This window comes from Pseudomonas sp. TH06 (assembly GCF_016651305.1).
Classification (GTDB): Bacteria; Pseudomonadota; Gammaproteobacteria; order Pseudomonadales; family Pseudomonadaceae; genus Aquipseudomonas.
The window spans coordinates 2097796-2116474 of the sequence record NZ_JAEKEC010000001.1 but is presented as its reverse complement, the minus strand read 5'-3'; the positions used below and the strand labels follow the sequence as shown (position 1 = coordinate 2116474).

14 protein-coding genes are annotated in these 18679 nt (G+C 60.2%); 11 read left to right on the top strand and 3 right to left on the bottom strand.

The genetic code is table 11. The features are described 5' to 3' along the window. Window positions 1-139: 139 nt before the first annotated feature. Window positions 140-1195, bottom strand: a complete 1056-nt coding sequence (gene bioB, locus JFT86_RS09455) for a biotin synthase BioB (RefSeq protein ID WP_103304440.1) — start codon at window positions 1193-1195, stop codon at window positions 140-142. A 90-nt stretch (window positions 1196-1285) separates the two neighbouring features. On the opposite strand from bioB, the gene JFT86_RS09450 reads away from it, so the two are divergent. From JFT86_RS09450 to rarD, 5 genes are all read left to right on the top strand, one after another. Continuing rightward, complete coding sequence (locus JFT86_RS09450; RefSeq protein WP_201236546.1) at window positions 1286-2020, top strand: ComF family protein; 735 nt, start codon at window positions 1286-1288, stop codon at window positions 2018-2020. 189 nt (window positions 2021-2209) lie between these two features. Next, entirely contained in the window at window positions 2210-2974 is a 765-nt protein-coding gene (locus JFT86_RS09445; RefSeq protein WP_201236545.1) for a TOBE domain-containing protein, read from the top strand. A 70-nt stretch (window positions 2975-3044) separates the two neighbouring features. Further along, window positions 3045-4946, top strand: coding sequence for a PhoX family phosphatase (locus JFT86_RS09440; RefSeq protein ID WP_201236544.1), 1902 nt, complete (start codon window positions 3045-3047; stop codon window positions 4944-4946). Between the two features lie 184 nt (window positions 4947-5130). Next, window positions 5131-6105 carry a serine/threonine protein kinase gene (locus JFT86_RS09435; protein WP_201236543.1) on the top strand — a complete coding sequence of 325 codons (975 nt, stop codon included), beginning with the start codon at window positions 5131-5133 and terminating at the stop codon, window positions 6103-6105. A gap of 205 nt (window positions 6106-6310) precedes the next feature. Further along, window positions 6311-7198: an EamA family transporter RarD gene (gene rarD / locus JFT86_RS09430; protein WP_201236542.1), complete on the top strand. Its 888-nt coding sequence runs from the start codon at window positions 6311-6313 to the stop codon at window positions 7196-7198. Between the two features lie 222 nt (window positions 7199-7420). Here rarD and JFT86_RS09425 read toward each other — a convergent pair whose 3' ends face one another. Continuing rightward, window positions 7421-7939 (bottom strand): glycine cleavage system protein R, encoded by a 519-nt coding sequence (locus JFT86_RS09425; RefSeq protein WP_034155036.1) that lies wholly within the window; start codon window positions 7937-7939, stop codon window positions 7421-7423. 666 nt (window positions 7940-8605) lie between these two features. On the opposite strand from JFT86_RS09425, the gene JFT86_RS09420 reads away from it, so the two are divergent. Further along, window positions 8606-10783 carry a malate synthase G gene (locus tag JFT86_RS09420; protein ID WP_201236541.1) on the top strand — a complete coding sequence of 726 codons (2178 nt, stop codon included), beginning with the start codon at window positions 8606-8608 and terminating at the stop codon, window positions 10781-10783. A 151-nt stretch (window positions 10784-10934) separates the two neighbouring features. Here the strand turns inward: JFT86_RS09420 and JFT86_RS09415 are convergent, their stop codons facing one another. Further along, complete coding sequence (locus tag JFT86_RS09415) at window positions 10935-11381, bottom strand: response regulator (protein WP_201236540.1); 447 nt, start codon at window positions 11379-11381, stop codon at window positions 10935-10937. A 258-nt stretch (window positions 11382-11639) separates the two neighbouring features. Between JFT86_RS09415 and JFT86_RS09410 the strand changes: the two genes are divergently transcribed. The 5 genes from JFT86_RS09410 (at window position 11640) to JFT86_RS09390 (ending at window position 18610) form a co-directional block, all read left to right on the top strand. After that, window positions 11640-13574, top strand: a complete 1935-nt coding sequence (locus JFT86_RS09410) for a putative nucleotidyltransferase substrate binding domain-containing protein (protein ID WP_347340312.1) — start codon at window positions 11640-11642, stop codon at window positions 13572-13574. Next, complete coding sequence (locus JFT86_RS09405) at window positions 13571-14278, top strand: 3'-5' exonuclease (RefSeq protein ID WP_201236538.1); 708 nt, start codon at window positions 13571-13573, stop codon at window positions 14276-14278. Before JFT86_RS09410 ends, JFT86_RS09405 begins: the two co-directional genes overlap by 4 nt. A gap of 250 nt (window positions 14279-14528) precedes the next feature. Further along, a complete protein-coding gene (locus JFT86_RS09400) occupies window positions 14529-15005 on the top strand; it encodes an RNA polymerase sigma factor (RefSeq protein WP_207197100.1) in 477 nt (158 codons plus the stop codon). Next, on the top strand, window positions 15002-15976 hold the full coding sequence (locus JFT86_RS09395) for a FecR family protein (RefSeq protein WP_201236536.1): 975 nt from the start codon (window positions 15002-15004) through the stop codon (window positions 15974-15976). The genes JFT86_RS09400 and JFT86_RS09395 overlap by 4 nt, the downstream gene beginning before the upstream one ends. A 207-nt stretch (window positions 15977-16183) precedes the next feature. Then, window positions 16184-18610 (top strand): TonB-dependent siderophore receptor, encoded by a 2427-nt coding sequence (locus JFT86_RS09390; protein ID WP_201236535.1) that lies wholly within the window; start codon window positions 16184-16186, stop codon window positions 18608-18610. Window positions 18611-18679: the final 69 nt, after the last annotated feature.

Below are 18679 nucleotides of genomic sequence, written 5' to 3'. Positions count from 1 at the left end.
TCGACTTTCAAGTGACACAGGTCCCCTGTAGGAGTGAGCCTGCTCGCGATGGCGGTGTATCAGTCGACATTATTGGTGAATGTCAGACCGCTATCGCGAGCAGGCTCACTCCTACAAGGTTTTGCATTTCAAGTGGCGGTCAGACCGCAGCGTTATAGAACTGCTCGCTGCTCTTCTGCTCTACCAGCGCTTGCTCGATCGCAGCCTGGTGCACTTCATCGGCATGCTCTTCGCGGGCTTCCGGTTGAATGCCCAGACGTGCGAACAACTGCATGTCCTTGTCCGCCTGCGGGTTGGCGGTGGTCAGCAACTTGTCACCGTAGAAAATCGAGTTGGCACCGGCGAAGAACGCCAATGCCTGCATCTGCTCGTTCATTGCTTCGCGGCCGGCGGACAGGCGCACATGGGATTGCGGCATGAGGATGCGCGCCACGGCGAGCATGCGGATGAAATCGAACGGGTCGATGTCTTCGGCGTTTTCCAGTGGCGTGCCGGCGACTTTCACCAGCATGTTGATCGGCACCGACTCCGGGTGTTCCGGCAGGTTAGCCAACTGGATCAGCAGATTGGCGCGGTCGTCCAGCGACTCGCCCATGCCGAGAATGCCGCCGGAGCAGATCTTCATCCCCGACTCACGCACGTAAGCCAGCGTCTGCAGGCGCTCGCTGTAAGTCCGGGTGGTGATGATGCTGCCGTAGAACTCCGGCGACGTGTCGAGGTTGTGGTTGTAGTAATCGAGGCCGGCCTTGGCCAGCGCTTCGGTCTGCTCCTGATCGAGACGACCGAGGGTCATGCAGGTTTCCAGGCCCATGGCTTTCACACCCTCGACCATCTTCAGCACGTACGGCATGTCTTTCGCCGACGGGTGCTTCCACGCGGCGCCCATGCAGAAACGGGTCGAGCCGATGGCCTTGGCGCGAGCGGCCTCTTCGAGGACTTTCTGCACTTCCATCAGCTTTTCTTTTTCCAGGCCGGTGTTGTAGTGACCGGACTGCGGGCAGTACTTGCAGTCTTCCGGGCAGGCGCCGGTCTTGATCGACAGCAGGGTCGACACCTGAACGCGGTTGGCGTCGAAGTGCGCGCGATGCACCGTTTGCGCCTGGAACAGCAAGTCGTTGAATGGCTGTACGAAAAGTGCTTTGACTTCGGCCAGTGACCAGTCGTGACGCAGGGTGGCGGTGGTGCTCGCGCTCATGGGTAGTTCCTTGGTTATGCTTGGCTGGCGCCGGGGAAACGGAATACCCACAGGCGCGACACGGATGTTCGGCATATTTAAGGAAGAGTCATGCGCTGTCAACCACGATACGAAGGACAGGTTTACATCTGTTTAAAAAACGTACAGACCTGCTTATTGTGCGATGAGCCCGCAGAAGCGGAAATGCCAATCTGCGTCGCCTGCGAAATCGAACTGCCCTGGCTCGGTGATCACTGCCAGACCTGCGCCTTGCCGCTGTCCCGCGCCGGCCTGACCTGCGGCGAATGCCTGCTAGAGCCGCCGACGTTCGAACGGGTTGTTGCACCTTGGCTTTACGGCTTCCCGCTGGACAGTTTGATTACGCGTTTTAAACACAACGCGAAATGGCCGTTTGGCCACCTGCTCGCCGACGTTCTCGGACAATACCTGCACCATCGCTTCGATGAAGGTTTGCCACGTCCAGACGCTTTGTTGCCGGTGCCGCTGGCGAGCCAACGCCTGCGTCAACGTGGTTTTAATCAAGCGGCGATGTTGGCGCGGTGGTTAAGCACATCGCTGGGCCTGCCGTGTGAGGAAACGGTTCTGCGCCGAATCAAGGACACCGACGCCCAGCAGGATCTCGACGCCAAGGCGCGTAAACGCAATCTGCGCCAGGCATTCGCTCTGGTGCCTGACGCCGCAGTGCAGGGGCGGCATCTGGCATTGGTCGATGATGTGCTGACCACTGGCGCAACTGCCCAGGCACTCGCCCGACTGTTGATGGAGGCTGGCGCGGCGCGGGTCGATGTCTATTGCCTGGCCCGCACGCCAAAGCCCGGAACCTGAAACCAGACACAATCCCCCTGTAGGAGTGAGCCTGCTCGCGATATCGGTGGAAAGGTCAGCAGAGATGTTGGCAATGACAACGCCATCGCGAGCAGGCTCACTCCTACAAGGGCTCTCCGCTCGACTTGACTCTGGCGTCGCAAGCGGCCAACTTCACTTCCCACCGCCACAGCACAAAAGCACCCATCCATGTCCATGCCTTCTCTGTTGTCCCAGCACATCGTCCGCCGACCGCAGCGCATTGCCCTGCTGCAGCACATCGCCGAACAGGGCTCGATCACCCGCGCCGCGAAAAGTGCTGGCCTGAGTTACAAAGCGGCCTGGGATGCGATCGATGAGCTGAACAACCTGGCACAGAAACCGCTGGTCGAACGTGCGGTCGGGGGCAAGGGCGGCGGTGGCGCGAAGCTGTCGGATGAGGGCGAACGCGTGCTGCGTCTCTATCAAAAGCTGCAAGCCTTGCAAGCGCAGGTACTCGAAGCGGCGGAAGATGCCAGCGATCTGGATTTGCTCGGGCGCCTGATGTTGCGCACCAGTGCGCGTAACCAGTTGCACGGCAAGGTCGTGGCGATCGAAAGTCATGGCCGCAATGACCTGATCCGTCTGGAGCTGGCCGAAGGCCTGTGCCTCGATGCGCAAATCACCCACGACAGCACCGTGCATCTGGAACTGCAAACCGGCACCGAAGTGGTCGCCCTGATCAAGGCCGGCTGGCTCGAATTGCTTGCCAGCGATCAGCCTGCAACGTCTGGACACAATCTTCTTAGAGGCACCCTCGAAGCCATTCTCGATGCCGAAGACGGTCCCAGCGAAGTACGTGTTTCTTTGCCAAACGGCCACACCCTCTGCGCGCTGGCCGAACCGCTGGACTTGCGCACTCGCGGATTGTCCGTAGGGCAATCGGTACAGGTGCAGTTTTCGCCGTCCAACGTGCTGATCGGTACGCCGCTCTAATCAAGCCCTGCAACGAAAGCGTCATCGACGCTCATTAAGGTGTCTGCCAAAACCAAGCAGGGAGCCTGATGTGAGCCTATTAGAAGAAAACCAATCCACTGATCTGGAAAAAATGGTCGGCCTCAGCCGTCGCGGTTTCATCGGCGCCGGCGCGTTGTGCGGCGCCGCCATGTTCCTCGGCGGCAGCCTGTTGAACCGCAGTGCGCTCGCTGCCGGCGTCAGTGCTGGCAACAGCCGTTTGCTCGGCTTCGACAGCATTGCCGCCGCGACCACTGACGTCATCAGCCTGCCCAAGGGCTACAAGTCTTCGGTGCTGATCAGTTGGGGCCAGCCGCTGCAAAAGAACGGCCCGGCCTTCGACCCGAGCGGTAACGGCACCGCCGCCGCACAGGAAGTGCAATTCGGCGACAACAACGACGGCATGAGCCTGTTCGAATTCCCGGACGACCGAAACCGCGCGTTGATGGCGATCAACAACGAATACACCAACTACCGCTACCTCTACCCGCACGGCGGCATGCCGCAATCGGCCGAAGACGTGCGCAAGGCGCTGGCCTGCGAAGGCGTATCGGTGATCGAGGTGCAGCGCAAGAACGGCCAATGGCAGTTCGTCCAGGGTTCGCGCTACAACCGCCGCATCCACGGCAACTCGCCGTTGCGCATTGGCGGCCCGGCAGCCGGCCACGACCTGATGAAAACCGCCGCCGACAAGCACGGCAAGAAAGTCCTCGGCACCTTCCAGAACTGCGCCAACGGTAAAACCCCGTGGGGCACTTACCTGACCTGCGAAGAGAACTTCACTGATTGCTTCGGCAGCAGCAACGCCCAGCAGCAGTTCGACCCGGCGCAAAAACGCTACGGCGTATCGGCCGCCAGCCGCGAAATCAACTGGCACCCGCATGACCCACGCTTCGACATGGCGAAGAACCCCAACGAACTCAACCGTCACGGCTGGGTGGTCGAAATCGACCCGTTCGATCCGCAATCGACCCCGGTCAAACGCACGGCGCTGGGCCGCTTCAAACATGAAAACGCCGCCCTGGCCGAGACCGACGATGGCCGCGCCGTGGTGTACATGGGCGATGACGAGCGTGGCGAATTCATCTACAAATTCGTCAGCCGCGACCGCATCAACCACCGCAACGCCAAAGCCAACCGCGACATCCTCGATCACGGCACGCTGTACGTGGCGAAGTTCGACAACGGCGACAGCAATCCCGATCACCCGAAAGGCCAGGGCCAATGGATTGAGCTGACCCACGGCAAAAACGGCATCGACGCCAGCAGCGGTTTCGCCGATCAGGCCGAAGTGCTGATCCACGCGCGCCTCGCCGCCAGTGTGGTCGGCGCCACGCGCATGGACCGCCCGGAATGGATCGTGGTCAGCCCGAAGGACGGCCAGGTTTATTGCACCCTGACCAACAACGCCAAGCGCGGCGAAGACGGTCAACCCGTGGGCGGGCCGAACCCGCGCGAGAAGAACGTCTACGGGCAGATTCTGCGCTGGCGCACCGACCGTGACGATCATGCTTCGAAGACGTTTGCCTGGGACTTGTTTGTGGTTGCCGGCAACCCGGGCGTGCACGCCGGAACTCCAAAGGCTGGCTCGTCCAACATCACCCCGCAGAACATGTTCAACAGCCCGGATGGTCTGGGTTTCGACAAGGCCGGACGCTTGTGGATTCTCACCGACGGCGATTCGAGCAACGCCGGGGACTTTGCCGGGATGGGCAATAACCAGATGTTGTGCGCTGACCCGAAGACCGGTGAGATTCGCCGCTTCATGGTCGGGCCGATTGGTTGTGAGGTGACGGGGATCAGCTTTTCGCCGGATCAGAAAACCCTGTTTGTCGGGATTCAGCATCCGGGAGAGAACGGTGGATCAACCTTCCCCGAGCATTTGCCGAATGGCAAACCACGGTCTTCGGTGATGGCGATTACCCGTGAGGATGGCGGGATCGTCGGCGCCTGATCGGGCCTCATCGCTGGCAAGCCAGCTCCCACAGGTTTTTGCGCTGACTTTAAAATAGCGCAAGACCGTGTGGGAGCTGGCTTGCCAGCGATGGCGTCAACACAGACACCAACCACCTCCCCTGCTGCCATCTGCGCTACCATGCTGGGCCGGACGCGGCAGCCTGCTGCGCGCAGGAGTCAGCATGGCCCACCCGTTTGAAACCCTCACACCCGACCTCGTCCTTGATGCCGTTGAAAGCATCGGGTTCCTGAGTGATGCGCGCATTCTGGCGCTCAACAGCTACGAAAACCGCGTCTATCAGGTCGGCATCGAAGACTCCGAACCGCTGATCGCCAAGTTCTACCGTCCGCAGCGCTGGACCAACGAAGCCATCCTCGAAGAACACCAGTTCACCTTCGAACTGGCCGACGTCGAAATTCCTGTGGTCGCGCCGCTGATCCACAACGGCCAGACCCTGCACGAACACGCCGGTTTCCGTTTCACCCTGTTCCCACGACGTGGTGGCCGCGCGCCGGAGCCGGGCAATCTTGATCAGCTGTATCGCCTCGGACAGTTGCTCGGGCGGATTCATGCGGTCGGCGCAACCAAGCCGTTCGAACATCGCGAAGCACTCGCCGTGCAGAACTTCGGCCATGCCTCGCTGGCTACATTGCTCGAAGGCAATTTCATTCCGAAAAGCCTGCTGCCGGCCTATGAGTCTGTCGCCCGCGACCTGCTCAAACGTGTCGAAGATGCCTACGCCAACACGCCGCACCAGAACATTCGCATGCACGGCGATTGCCACCCCGGCAACATGATGTGCCGCGACGAGATGTTCCACATCGTCGACCTCGACGACTGCCGCATGGGCCCGACAGTGCAGGACATCTGGATGATGCTCGCCGGCGATCGGCAGGAATGCCTGGGGCAACTGTCGGAGTTGATGGACGGCTACAACGAATTCCACGACTTCGATCCCCGTGAACTGGCGTTGATCGAGCCGCTGCGCGCCCTGCGCCTGATGCACTACAGCGCCTGGCTGGCGCGACGCTGGGATGACCCGGCGTTCCCGCACAGCTTTCCGTGGTTCGGCACCGAACGTTATTGGGGCGATCAGGTGCTGGCGTTGCGAGAGCAGCTTTCGGCGCTCAACGAAGAACCGCTGAAGCTCTTCTGACTCATCACCGCCGTTGTAGGAGTGAGCCTGCTCGCGATAGCGTTTTATCAATCAACAAAAATGTTGAATTTCAGACTGCTATCGCGAGCAGGCTCACTCCTACAGGGTTCTGTGTTCACAGATTTCTGACCAATCAGCTCAGGCATTCATCGACAAATCTCCTTACAATCCCTTCTTTTGTTAGCTGCCTAAGCAAGGATTCTGCATGCAAGCCGCCAACCCGCGTCGCGGGTACATTCTGGGCCTGAGTGCCTACATCATCTGGGGCCTGTTCCCGATCTACTTCAAAGCCATTGCCGAAGTGCCGGCCGTCGAGATCATCATCCATCGGGTGTTGTGGTCGGCGCTGTTTGGCGCGCTGCTGCTGATGGTGTGGAAACACCCGGGATGGCTGCGCGAACTGCTGGATAACCCCAAGCGTCTGGCGATTCTGGCCTTGAGCGGCACGCTGATCGCGGCCAACTGGCTGACGTACGTGTGGTCGGTGAACAACGGGCGAATGCTCGAAGCGAGCCTCGGTTACTACATCAACCCGCTGGTGAATGTGCTGCTGGGGATGTTGATTCTTGGCGAACGTCTGCGCCGGATGCAATGGGTCGCGGTCGGTCTGGCGGCAGTAGGTGTGGCGCAACAGGTGTGGCAGGTCGGCAGTCTGCCGTGGGTCTCGCTGGTGCTGGCGCTGACTTTCGGTTTCTACGGGCTGATCCGCAAACAGGCACCGGTCAAGGCACTGCCGGGGCTGGTGGTGGAAACCTGGATGCTGGTGCCGATCGCTATCGCGTGGTTGCTGTTCAACCAAACCGCGACCAGTGCGCAACCGGAGTTCTGGACCACATCGCAAGCCTGGTGGCTGGTGGCGGCCGGCCCGGTGACGCTGGTGCCGCTGGTGTGCTTCAACGCCGCCACCCGACATCTGCCCTACACCACCATCGGTTTCCTGCAATACCTCGCGCCAACGCTGGTGCTGTTGCAGGCGGTACTGCTGTTCGGTGAGCACTTGTCGTCGAGCACGCTAGTCGCGTTTATGTTCATTTGGGCCGGTCTGGCGGTTTACAGCGTCGACGCGTGGATAAGTTTGCGCCGCCGCGCCTGATCAAAAAACGTACAAACCTCCGCAGGCCACGGTTCTCGTGGCCTGCATAGTTCCTTCCCAAGGTTATCCACAGCGTGATCCCCGGCGTTTGTGCGCAAGTTGTTGAATGCTGGCGGTTTTTTGATCAACTCACGCAAGGCCACGGTCGACGTGGCCTGGAGCCCGGTCTCTACAGGTTATCCACAGGCAGGTGCACGTTAAAACTGGATAACCCGCGAGGCCTTAAACGTCGGTGCGTAACACCAGTTCGACCATCAAATCGTCCGCCAGGGTTTCCAGGCGCGACTGCAACACGTCCAGGGACAAGGTCAGCGGCACGGCGAGAATCGCTTCGGCGTGGAACAACGGTTCGCTGCTCATCGGTGCCGGCCGCACTTCCGTCACCAGCCGTTCGAGGTTCACACCCTGTTCGCTCAACAGCCGAGTGATATCGCGGACGATCCCCGGACGATCATTGCCCACCAGTTCCATGGCTATCGGCTTCCAGGTACAGGATTGCTCGATGCCGCTTTCGGCGATCAGCACGCGAATGCCGTGAGTCGACAGCGCTTGTAAGGCATCGACTAATTCGTCGTAAGCCTCTGCCGGTACGCCCACCCGCAGAATCCCGGCGAACTGCCCGGCCATCCGCGACATGCGACTTTCCAGCCAGTTACCACCATGCTCGGCGATGCATTGGGCAATGCGCTCAACCTGCCCGGGCTTGTCCGGGGCGAAAACGGTGAGTACGAGATGGTCCATGGCGCAGCCCTCTTGTCATGACTTTTGTTATAGAAGAGCAAGTATAGGCAAGCACCGAAATTCGGCCGCCACCCCCAAGTGAACACCCACCTGTGAATGTGATTTGGGAAAAACCTGTGGCGAGGGGATTTATCCCCGTCCGGCTGCGCAGCAGTCGTAAATCCTGCCAATTCGGTTTACCTGCCAGAACGCAGGGGGCGGCTTCGCCACCCAACGGGGATAAATCCCCTCGCCACCATTAACCTCACCACAAGGCCCTTCGTGGCAGAAGTCATGGGCCATAGCAGCTGAATAGTATTTATGTGTACAACTTTTGATATTTAGCTGGAACAATCCAATGGTTTTTTGAGAACATCCCGTTCCGCGATGTGACCGCAATGCGACATGAGGTCGCAGAACGACGTTATTAGTCTGATTTTCACAAGCGCAACTCATCATGTAGTATGCCTCGGCGCGCACTACATAACGCTGGATCGATGTCTGCCCAAGGCATGTTCGCAACCCTGAAAGCCCCGTCAGCAAGGCCCCCAAGCCGTTGATTGGTCCTACCCCAGCCGCCAGCAATGGCATGTACTGGTCGGCAGGTTTGTGGTTTAAATGGCCAGAGGCTTCATTGTCAATTTGAAGAGCTGAAAAGCGAAATAGCTGAGCAGAGTGAGGCAAGCAATGACTGAACACGTTCAAGTCGGTGGCCTGCAGGTCGCCAAAGTCCTGTTCGACTTCGTGAACAACGAAGCCATTCCCGGTACCGGCCTCACCGCCGACAAATTCTGGGAAGGTGCCGACAAGGTCATTCACGACCTGGCACCGAAGAACAAAGCCCTACTCGCCAAACGCGATGACTTCCAGGCTCGCATTGATGCCTGGCATCAGGAACGTGCCGGTCAAGCGCACGACGCTGTGGCCTACAAAGCTTTCCTGCAAGAAATCGGTTATCTGCTGCCAGAAGCGGCTGATTTCCAGGCAACGACGCAAAACGTCGATGATGAAATCGCCCGTACCGCCGGCCCGCAACTCGTTGTGCCGGTGATGAATGCCCGCTTCGCTCTCAATGCCTCGAACGCCCGCTGGGGTTCGCTGTACGACGCCCTCTACGGCACCGACGCGATCAGCGAAGAAGGTGGCGCGGAAAAAGGCAAAGGCTACAACAAGGTGCGTGGCGACAAAGTCATCGCCTTCGCCCGTGCCTTCCTCGACGAAGCCGCGCCATTGGCCGCAGGCTCGCACGTCGACTCGACCGGCTACAAAATCGCTGCCGGCAAACTGCTGGTCACCCTCAAGGGCGGCAGCAACAGTGGCCTGCGCGACGATGCTCAACTGATCGGTTTCCAGGGCGACGCCAACGCGCCAATCGCCATCCTGCTGAAACACAACGGTCTGCATTTCGAAATCCAGATCGACGCCAGCACCCCGGTCGGCCAGACCGACGCCGCCGGTGTCAAAGACGTGCTGATGGAAGCCGCGCTGACCACCATCATGGACTGCGAAGACTCCGTCGCCGCCGTCGATGCCGACGACAAAGTGGTGATCTACCGCAACTGGCTCGGCCTGATGAAGGGCGACCTGGCGGAATCCGTGTCCAAGGGCGGCCAGACCTTCACCCGCACCATGAACCCGGATCGCAGCTACACCACGCCCAATGGCGGCGAAGTGACCCTGCATGGCCGCTCGCTGTTGTTCGTGCGTAACGTTGGCCATCTGATGACCATCGACGCCATTCTCGACAAGGACGGCAACGAAGTACCGGAAGGCATCCTCGACGGTCTGGTGACTTGCCTCGCGGCAATGCACAACCTCAACGGCAACACCTCGCGCAAGAACACCCGCACCGGCTCCGTCTACATCGTTAAACCGAAGATGCACGGCCCGGAAGAAGCGGCGTTCACCAACGAGCTGTTCGGCCGCATCGAAGATGTATTGGGCTTGAAGCGCAACACCCTGAAAGTCGGGATCATGGACGAGGAGCGCCGCACCACGGTCAACCTCAAGGCCTGCATCAAGGCTGCCAGCGAGCGCGTGGTGTTCATCAACACCGGTTTCCTCGACCGCACCGGCGACGAAATCCACACCTCCATGGAAGCCGGCCCGGTGGTACGCAAGGCCGACATGAAGGCTGAGAAGTGGATCGGCGCCTACGAGAACTGGAACGTCGATATCGGTCTGAGCACCGGCCTGCAAGGTCGCGCGCAGATCGGTAAAGGCATGTGGGCCATGCCCGACCTGATGGCGGCGATGCTCGAACAGAAAATCGCTCACCCACTGGCCGGCGCCAACACTGCCTGGGTTCCATCGCCAACCGCTGCTGCGCTGCACGCGCTGCACTACCACAAGGTCGACGTGTTCGCCCGTCAGGCCGAGCTGGCCAAACGTGCCCGCGCTTCGGTGGATGACATTCTGACCATCCCGTTGGCGGTCAACCCGAACTGGACGCCAGAGCAGATCAAGAACGAACTGGACAACAACGCCCAGGGCATTCTCGGTTACGTGGTGCGCTGGATTGACCAGGGCGTGGGTTGTTCGAAAGTGCCGGACATCAATGACGTCGGCCTGATGGAAGACCGTGCAACGCTGCGTATCTCCAGCCAGCACATCGCCAACTGGCTGCGCCACGGTGTAGTCACCGAAGCCCAAGTGATGGAAAGCCTCAAGCGCATGGCGCCAGTGGTGGACCGTCAGAACGCCAACGATCCGCTGTACCGTCCGCTGGCACCGAACTTCGACAGCAACATCGCCTTCCAGGCGGCGGTCGAACTGGTGATCGAAGGCACCCAGCAGCCGAACGGTTATACCGAGCCGGTTCTGCACCGTCGTCGTCGCGAGTTCAAGAAGGCCAACGGCCTGTAACTTGCGCTGGATGCCGGACATGAAAAAGCCCTGATCGAAAGATCAGGGCTTTTTTGTTTGTAACAGAATCAAAAGATCGCAGCCTTCGGCAACTCCTACATAGGGTCCGTGCAGGAGCTGCCGCAGGCTGCGATCTTTTGACCTTCAAATCTCAGGGCTCGATGCCCAATTCATGCTTCACCAACGCCAACAACTTGCCCGTATCAATCGGCTTCAGCAGAAAATCCACCACGCTCAAATGCATCGCCGCAATGGCGTCTTTCACATCGGCATCACCCGAAACGATGATGATCGGCATCGCTGCCCGCACCGATTCGCGTACCTGTCGAATCAGGTCAAGCCCGCCAACATGGCCCATGCGCAGATCGGTGATGACCAAGCCGATCGAAGGTTTTTCTTCAAGCATCTTCAGTGCCGTTTCGCCACTGGCCGCAGTCATGCAACGAATACCGTCCAAGGCGAGAATCTCCGACAACAGCTCCCGGGCGTCCTTGTCGTCATCGACGATCAGCACACGCTGCGGTGGCAGGTCAGGTTCGAGCATGACTGCACTGAGCGCTTCTCGCTCGGCGTCGCTCAAAATATCGTGGTCGGACATAGCATTCTCTAAATATTCAAAACAGTCCCTTGGCAAGTGGTCAGACATCGCTGGGCAGAGCTTCAATGTGCACTTCGTCGGAATTTTTTCCAAGAGGTCGCACAAGAGAATTTCCGACTGTTTGCGTAGGGCATCTCCGAAACCTCCCCAACGGTGCCCAAACCTAGACTTACGTCCAATGGGCACTCTGCTCGCCGGGGTCGACCATGGCTGCAACGATCCGACCACAACAATTCGAAAAAGACTGCGGTAATGGTTATGAGTAAAGCGGACGCCTTCACCCAGGCAGGGAAAACCGCGGTGTTGCAGAACATTCAGGGCACTCTGCAATTCCTCCAGCGCTTCCCGCCCTTCAATCAGATGGAACACGCCCACCTCGCCTACCTGGTGGAGCAATGTCAGCTGCGCTTTTACGCTCAGGGCGAGAGCATCATCAAACCCACCGATGGCCCGGTCGAACACTTTTACATCGTCAAACAGGGCCGTGTGGTCGGTGAACGTCAGCACATCACCAAACCCGGAACCGAAACCACCTTTGAAATCACCACCGGTGAATGCTTTCCCCTCGCCGCGCTGCTGGGCGAGCGGGCGACGCGCACCGAGCATCTGGCCGGCGAAGACACCTTCTGCCTGCAACTGAACAAACTCGCATTCATCAAACTGTTCGCGCTGTCCAACGCCTTTCGCGACTTTGCCTTGCGCGGGGTCAGCAGCCTGCTTGATCAGGTCAACCAGCAAGTCCAGCAGAAAGCCGTGGAAACCCTCGGCACCCAGTATTCGCTGAACACCCGACTCGGCGAGTTGGCCATGCGCCATCCAGTGACGTGCAGCCCGCAAACGCCGTTGCGTGAAGCGGTGAAGTTGATGCATGAGCAACAGGTCGGCAGCATCGTCGCGGTGGATGAACACAAGGCACCGCTGGGGATTTTCACCCTGCGCGATCTGCGCCACGTAGTAGCTGAAGGCATTGGCGATTTCAGCGAAGCCATCGAGCGCCACATGACCCGTGCGCCCTTCTACCTTTCGCCGGACCACAGCGCCTTCGATGCCGCGATTGCCATGACCGAACGGCACATCGCTCACGTCTGTCTGGTCAAGGATCAGCGCCTGTGCGGCGTGGTTTCCGAGCGTGATCTGTTTTCCCTGCAACGCGTCGATCTGGTGCATCTGGCCCGGACCATCCGCAGCGCCCAGCGCGTCGAACAACTGGTCACATTGCGCGGCGAGATCGGCCAACTGGTCGAACGCATGCTGGCGCACGGCGCGTCTTCAACCCAGATCACCCACATCATCACCCTGCTCAACGACCACACCGTGTGTCGAGTGATCGAACTGACCCTCGCCGAAAAAGGTGACCCCGGCGTGCCGTTCAGTTGGCTGTGTTTCGGCAGCGAAGGCCGCCGCGAGCAAACGCTGCACACCGATCAGGACAACGGCATTCTGTTCGAGGCTCGCGATGCGGCGCACGCGGCGGAGATTCGCGGCAATCTGCTGCCGATTGCCCAGCAGATCAATCAGAGCCTGGCGCAATGCGGCTTCACCCTGTGCAAGGGCAACATCATGGCCGGCAACCCTGAGCTGTGTTTGTCGCGGGCGGAATGGGCGCGGCGTTTTGCGGCGTTTATCCGCGAGGCGACGCCGGAGAATCTGCTGGGTTCGAGTATCTATTTTGATCTGCGGGTGGTCTGGGGCGATGAAAGCGCTTGCGCGCAATTGCGTCGGGGGATACTCGATCAGGTCGGCGACAATCGTCTGTTCCAGCGCATGATGGCCGACAATGCCCTGCGCAATCGCCCGCCGGTCGGGCGTTTCCGCGAGTTTGTGCTGGCGCGCAAGAATGGCGAGAAGGCCACGCTGGATTTGAAAGTCCAGGGACTGACACCGTTCGTCGATGGTGCGCGCCTGCTGGCGCTGGCCAACGGCATCGACGCCAACAACACCCTCGAACGCTTCCGCCAACTGGTCGATAAAGAAGTCATCGAACGACTCGACGGCGCCGCGTATGAAGAGGCTTACCACTTCATTCAGCAAACCCGCATGCAGCAACATCAGATCCAGACCCGGGAGAACCTGCCCTACTCCAACCGCGTCGATCCCGACAGCCTCAACCACCTCGACCGCCGCATCCTGCGTGAATCCCTGCGTCAGGCTCAACGCCTGCAAAGCAGCCTGACGTTGCGGTATCAGCTATGAGCCTGTTCTCGTGGCTGCGCCCGGTCAGCCCGGTGGTGCCGGTCGATCTGCAACAACGCCTCGCGCAACTGCCGGCGATCAGCGAGTTGAGCGATTGCAGCCTGCGCGAACAGCGTTGGGTGGTGCTGGATCTGGAAACCACCGGGCTGAACCTGAACAAGGATCGGGTGCTGTCGATCGGCGCAGTGGTGATCGAGGACGGCGCGATCGACTTCAGCCAGCAGTTCGAAAGAACGCTGCAGTGTCGCGAACTGAAGCTCAGCCCCAGTGTGTTGATCCATGGCCTGGGGCCAAATGCGATTGCCGCCGGCAGCGACCCCGCCGAAGCGTTGCTGGAACTCCTGGAATTTGTCGGCGACAGCCCGGTGCTGGCGTTTCATGCGCCGTTCGATCAGCACATGCTCGGGCGGGCGCTGAAGGAGCATCTGGGGCACAAGTTGCAGCAGGTTTTTCTGGACGTCGCGGATATCGCGCCGCTGGTATGCCCGCAGGCGAATATTCGCGAGGCGGGGCTGGATGAGTGGATCGACTGGTTCCGCCTGGAAGTGTTCGAACGGCATAACGCCAGTGCCGATGCGCTGGCCACGGCGGAATTGGCGTTGATTCTGTTTAGTCGGGCGCGGGGGCAGCAGATTCATAGTCCGCTGAATTTGCAGCAGCGGTTGAGCCAGTGGAAGCGTCGACAACAAGCACCGTCCTTTTAGATTTTCGTTGGCCGTTCTGGCCTCTTCGCGAGCAGGCTCGCTCCCACATTTGGAATGCGATGCCTTGTGGGAGCGAGCCTGCTCGCGAAGAACGATGACGCGATTTCCCTGATGCCACCTGACCAGTGGCCAATTGCTAACCATTCCCACCTCTGCCAGAATCGCGAACAATTCGCGTTAGTTAATATTTCCCAATCGGTGATGTTCGGTGTCGTCAGTCCCAAGCCCTCACAGTGAGCTCGTCGGTGCGATGTATCGTGACCATCGCGGTTGGCTGCTGGCATGGCTGCGGCGCAACGTGGCCTGTCCGCAGCGGGCCGAAGACCTGAGCCAGGACACCTTCGTGCGCCTGCTCGGGCGCGATGAACTGCTGACACCGCGCGAGCCCCGCGCATTTCTCGTGGCGATTGCCAAGGGTCTGTTGTTCGACTACTTCCGCCGCGCCGCGCTGGAACAGGCCTACCTCACCGAATTGATGCTGATCCCCGAGGGCGAACAGCCGTCGGTGGAAGAACAGCAAATGATCCTCGAAGATCTCAAAGCCATCGACCGCCTGCTCGGCAAACTGTCGACCAAGGCCCGTGCCGCTTTCCTTTATAACCGCCTCGATGGCCTCAGCCATGCCGAGATCGCCGGAAAACTCGGCGTGTCGGTGCCGCGCGTGCGCCAGTATCTGGCGCAGGGTATTCGTCAGTGCTACATCGCGCTGTACGGTGAGCCAACGTGAGCCCGGCCAGTTCCAGACCGGTGCCGGCGCATGTGCTGGATGCGGCGATTGCCTGGCAGTTGACGCTCGATTCGAGCAGCCCGCTGGAACGCGAGGAATTTGCCAAATGGCACGCGGCCAATGAAGAGCATGCCCGCGCATGGCGTCAACTGGGCATGCTCGACCAACGCTTCAGCGTGGCCAAGGGGCCGGCGCGCAGTGCCTTGCTGCAATCGCGCGAAGGCATCCGGCGGCGCGTGCGCAAGCTCGGCAGTGGGCTGGCCAGCGTTGTCGCGGTGATCGGTCTGGGTCTGTTTGTCGCCGAGCGTTACTTGCCGCTGGACTACTGGCTGGCCGATCAGCGCACCGCTACCGGCGAACAGCGCACCGTGCGTTTGGCCGATGGCACCGTGATCAACCTCAACACCCACAGTGCCGTGGATGTGCGGTTCGATGAGAAGCAGCGCCTGATCGTTTTGCAGGAAGGCGAAATCCTCGTCGAAACCGGCCACGGTGACGCACGCCCGTTCATCGTCGAAACCCGCGAAGGCAGCATGCGTGCATTGGGCACACGGTTCCTGGTCAAGCGCGAGGAAGAAGGTACGCGCCTGAGCGTGCTGCAATCGGCGGTGGCGGCACACACCCAAGCGAATCCCGAAGAACAGATTTTGCGCGAAGGCCAGCAGGTGCTGCTGCGCAGTGACGGGTTGGGCTCGATTGTCGCGCTCAACCCCGGCGCCGATGCCTGGACCCGTGGCATGCTGGTGGTCGACAACGCACGGCTGGGCGATCTGGTGCATGAACTGGCGCGCTATCGTCGCGGGCATCTGGGCGTGGCGCCGGAAGTGGCAGACCTGCGGATTACCGGCAGCTTCCCGCTGCATGACACCGATAAAGCGTTGAGCGCCCTGCTCCCGACCCTGCCGGTGCAGATCGAGCAGCACACGCCGTATTGGGTCACCGTGGCGAAGGCTGATACCAAACCTGAATGATCGGGTGGCTGAGCGGTCGCCATCGCGAGCAGGCGAAGGCCTACAGATGAAATGCGTTCCCCTGTAGGAGTGAGCCTGCTCGAGATGGCGTCATCCGCCACACCGCTGTTTTCGTTAATCGAAATTATTTTCATCCAGCCCTATCACTTTTTGATTTTCATCCGGCACACAGGCAATTGAGAAATATTTCCATTCAGGAGCCGCCGTATGTCCCGTTCGCTAGACACCTTGTTGCGCCCCAGTCTGCTGGCCATCGCCATCGCGCTCAGCGCACCGCTGATCAGCAGCCCGTTGCTCGCCGCTGAACAAGCGTCCAGCGTGCGCGCCTACAACCTGCCGGCGGCCCCTTTGGCCACCACCCTGAACCAGATCGCCAGTCAGGGCGGCCTCGCCCTGTCGCTGAACCCGGCGCTGGCAGCGGGCAAGACTTCGGCACCGGTCAACGGTCAGTACGATGCGGCTGGCGCTCTGCGCGCAGCCTTGCAAGGCACCGGTCTGCAACTGGAACAGGCCAGCACCGGCACTTACACCCTGGTCGCCGTGCCGGAAGGCGTGATGGCTCTGCCGGAAACATCGGTCATCGGCGTTGAAAATACCGAAAGCGCCTGGGGCCCGGTCGAAGGCTACACCGCCACCCGCACCGCCGCCGGCACCAAAACCGACACCGCACTGGTCGAAGCACCGCGCTCGATCTCGGTTGCGACCCGCCAGCAGATGGAAGACCGTGGCGTGCACAGCCTTGATGACGCCGTGCGCTACATGCCGGGCATCACCGCCAGCAGCTACGGCAGCGACACCCGCGCCGACTGGTTACGCGTGCGCGGTTTCGAACCGACCCAGTTCCTCGATGGCCTGCCATTGCCGAAAGGCGTGTACGCCAACCCTAAACAGGAAACCTGGAACCTCGACCGCCTCGCCCTGCTGCGCGGCCCGGCTTCGTCGGTTTACGGTCAAACCCCTCCAGGCGGCCTGCTGGATATGGTCAGCCGTCGTCCAAGCGCTGAAGCCAGCAATGAAATTCAGCTGCAATACGGCAGCGACAACCATCGCCAGATCAACTTCGCCAGCACCGGCAAGATCGACGACGCAGGCCAGTTTCTCTACGGCATCAGCGGCGTGGTGCGTGACAGCGGCACGCAGGTCGACCACGTCGACAACAAGCGCTACAACATTGCGCCGAGCCTGACCTGGAACATCGACGACGACACCAAGTTCACCCTGCTGAGCCAGTTCACCCGCGACGATACCGGCATCACCAGCCAGTTCCTGCCGATTCAAGGCACCAAGATCAAATCGCCGTTTGGTGATATTTCCCATCACAAAAACCTGGGTGATCCGGACTGGGAATACTACGACCGGACTTACTACGCGCTGGGTTACGCGTTCGAACATCGTCTGAACGACACTTGGCAGTTCAAGCAGAACCTGCGCTACACCAAGTCGGATCTGTCGTTCCAGTCGCTGACGCCGGGTTCCTACCCATTCACCGAAGTGGATGATCAAGGCAACGTCGGGCGCACCAGCACCAGCGTCGAAGAAGACATCAGCCAGTTCGCTGTGGACAACAACTTCCAGGCCGACTTCGCCACCGGCGATATCCGCCACACCTTGCTGCTGGGCCTTGATCACCAGCGCAGCAACACCAACTACACCTCGATCTTCGGTGACGGCCTGACCACCAACGTGATCACTCCGATCTACGGTCAGCCGATCGTGCGCCCTGCGCGCTCCACCGCGTTTTACGATTACGACCAGAAGACCTACCAGACCGGCCTGTACATCCAGGACCAGATGGCCCTCGACCAGTGGCGCCTGACCCTCGGCGGCCGTGAAGACTGGGTGCACACCAGCACAAAGTTCATCAACAAGGGCGATGCCACCAATACCCAGCGTGACAAGGCGTTCAGCGGCAACGCAGCGCTCAGCTACGTCTTCGACAACGGTTTCGTGCCGTACCTGTCGTACGCCGAATCCTTCCAGCCGACCACGGGCGCCGACGCCACCTCGACCGGTTCGCTCAAACCGACCGAAGGCAAACAGTGGGAACTGGGCATCAAATACCAGCCACCGGGCAGCAAAACCCTGCTGACTGCCGCCGTGTACGACCTCACCCAGAAGAACGTCTCGGTCAACACCTTCGTCAACAACGTGTCGATCACCAGCCAGACCGGCGAAGTGAAAGTCAAAGGCCTCGAACTGGAAGCGGTGTCCGACGTCACCGAAAACCTGAAAGTGATCGCTGCCTACACCCTGGCCAAATCCGAAGTGCAGAATGGCGTCGACAAGGGCAATCGCCTGCAACTGATGCCGAACCAGCAAGCCTCGTTGTGGACCGACTACACCTGGCACACCGGCGTGCTCGACGGCTTCGGCATCGGCGGCGGCGTGCGCTACACCGGCAACACCTACGGCGACAAGGCCAACACCTGGCTGGGTAAAGCGGACGCTTACACCGTGTTCGACGCAAGCGTGCATTACGACCTCGGCCGCCTCGACAACAGTCTCAAAGGCGCGTCGCTGGCACTCAACGCCACTAACCTGTTCGACAAGGAATACATTTCCACCTGCGACAGCTTCTACTGCTACTACGGCGATACGCGCAGTGTGGTCGCCAGTGCCACTTACAAGTGGTAAACGACTGAGCTGAAACAGGCCCCGTCTCCAGGCCGTCCTTCGTGGACGGCTTTGGTGTTTTTGAAGGTC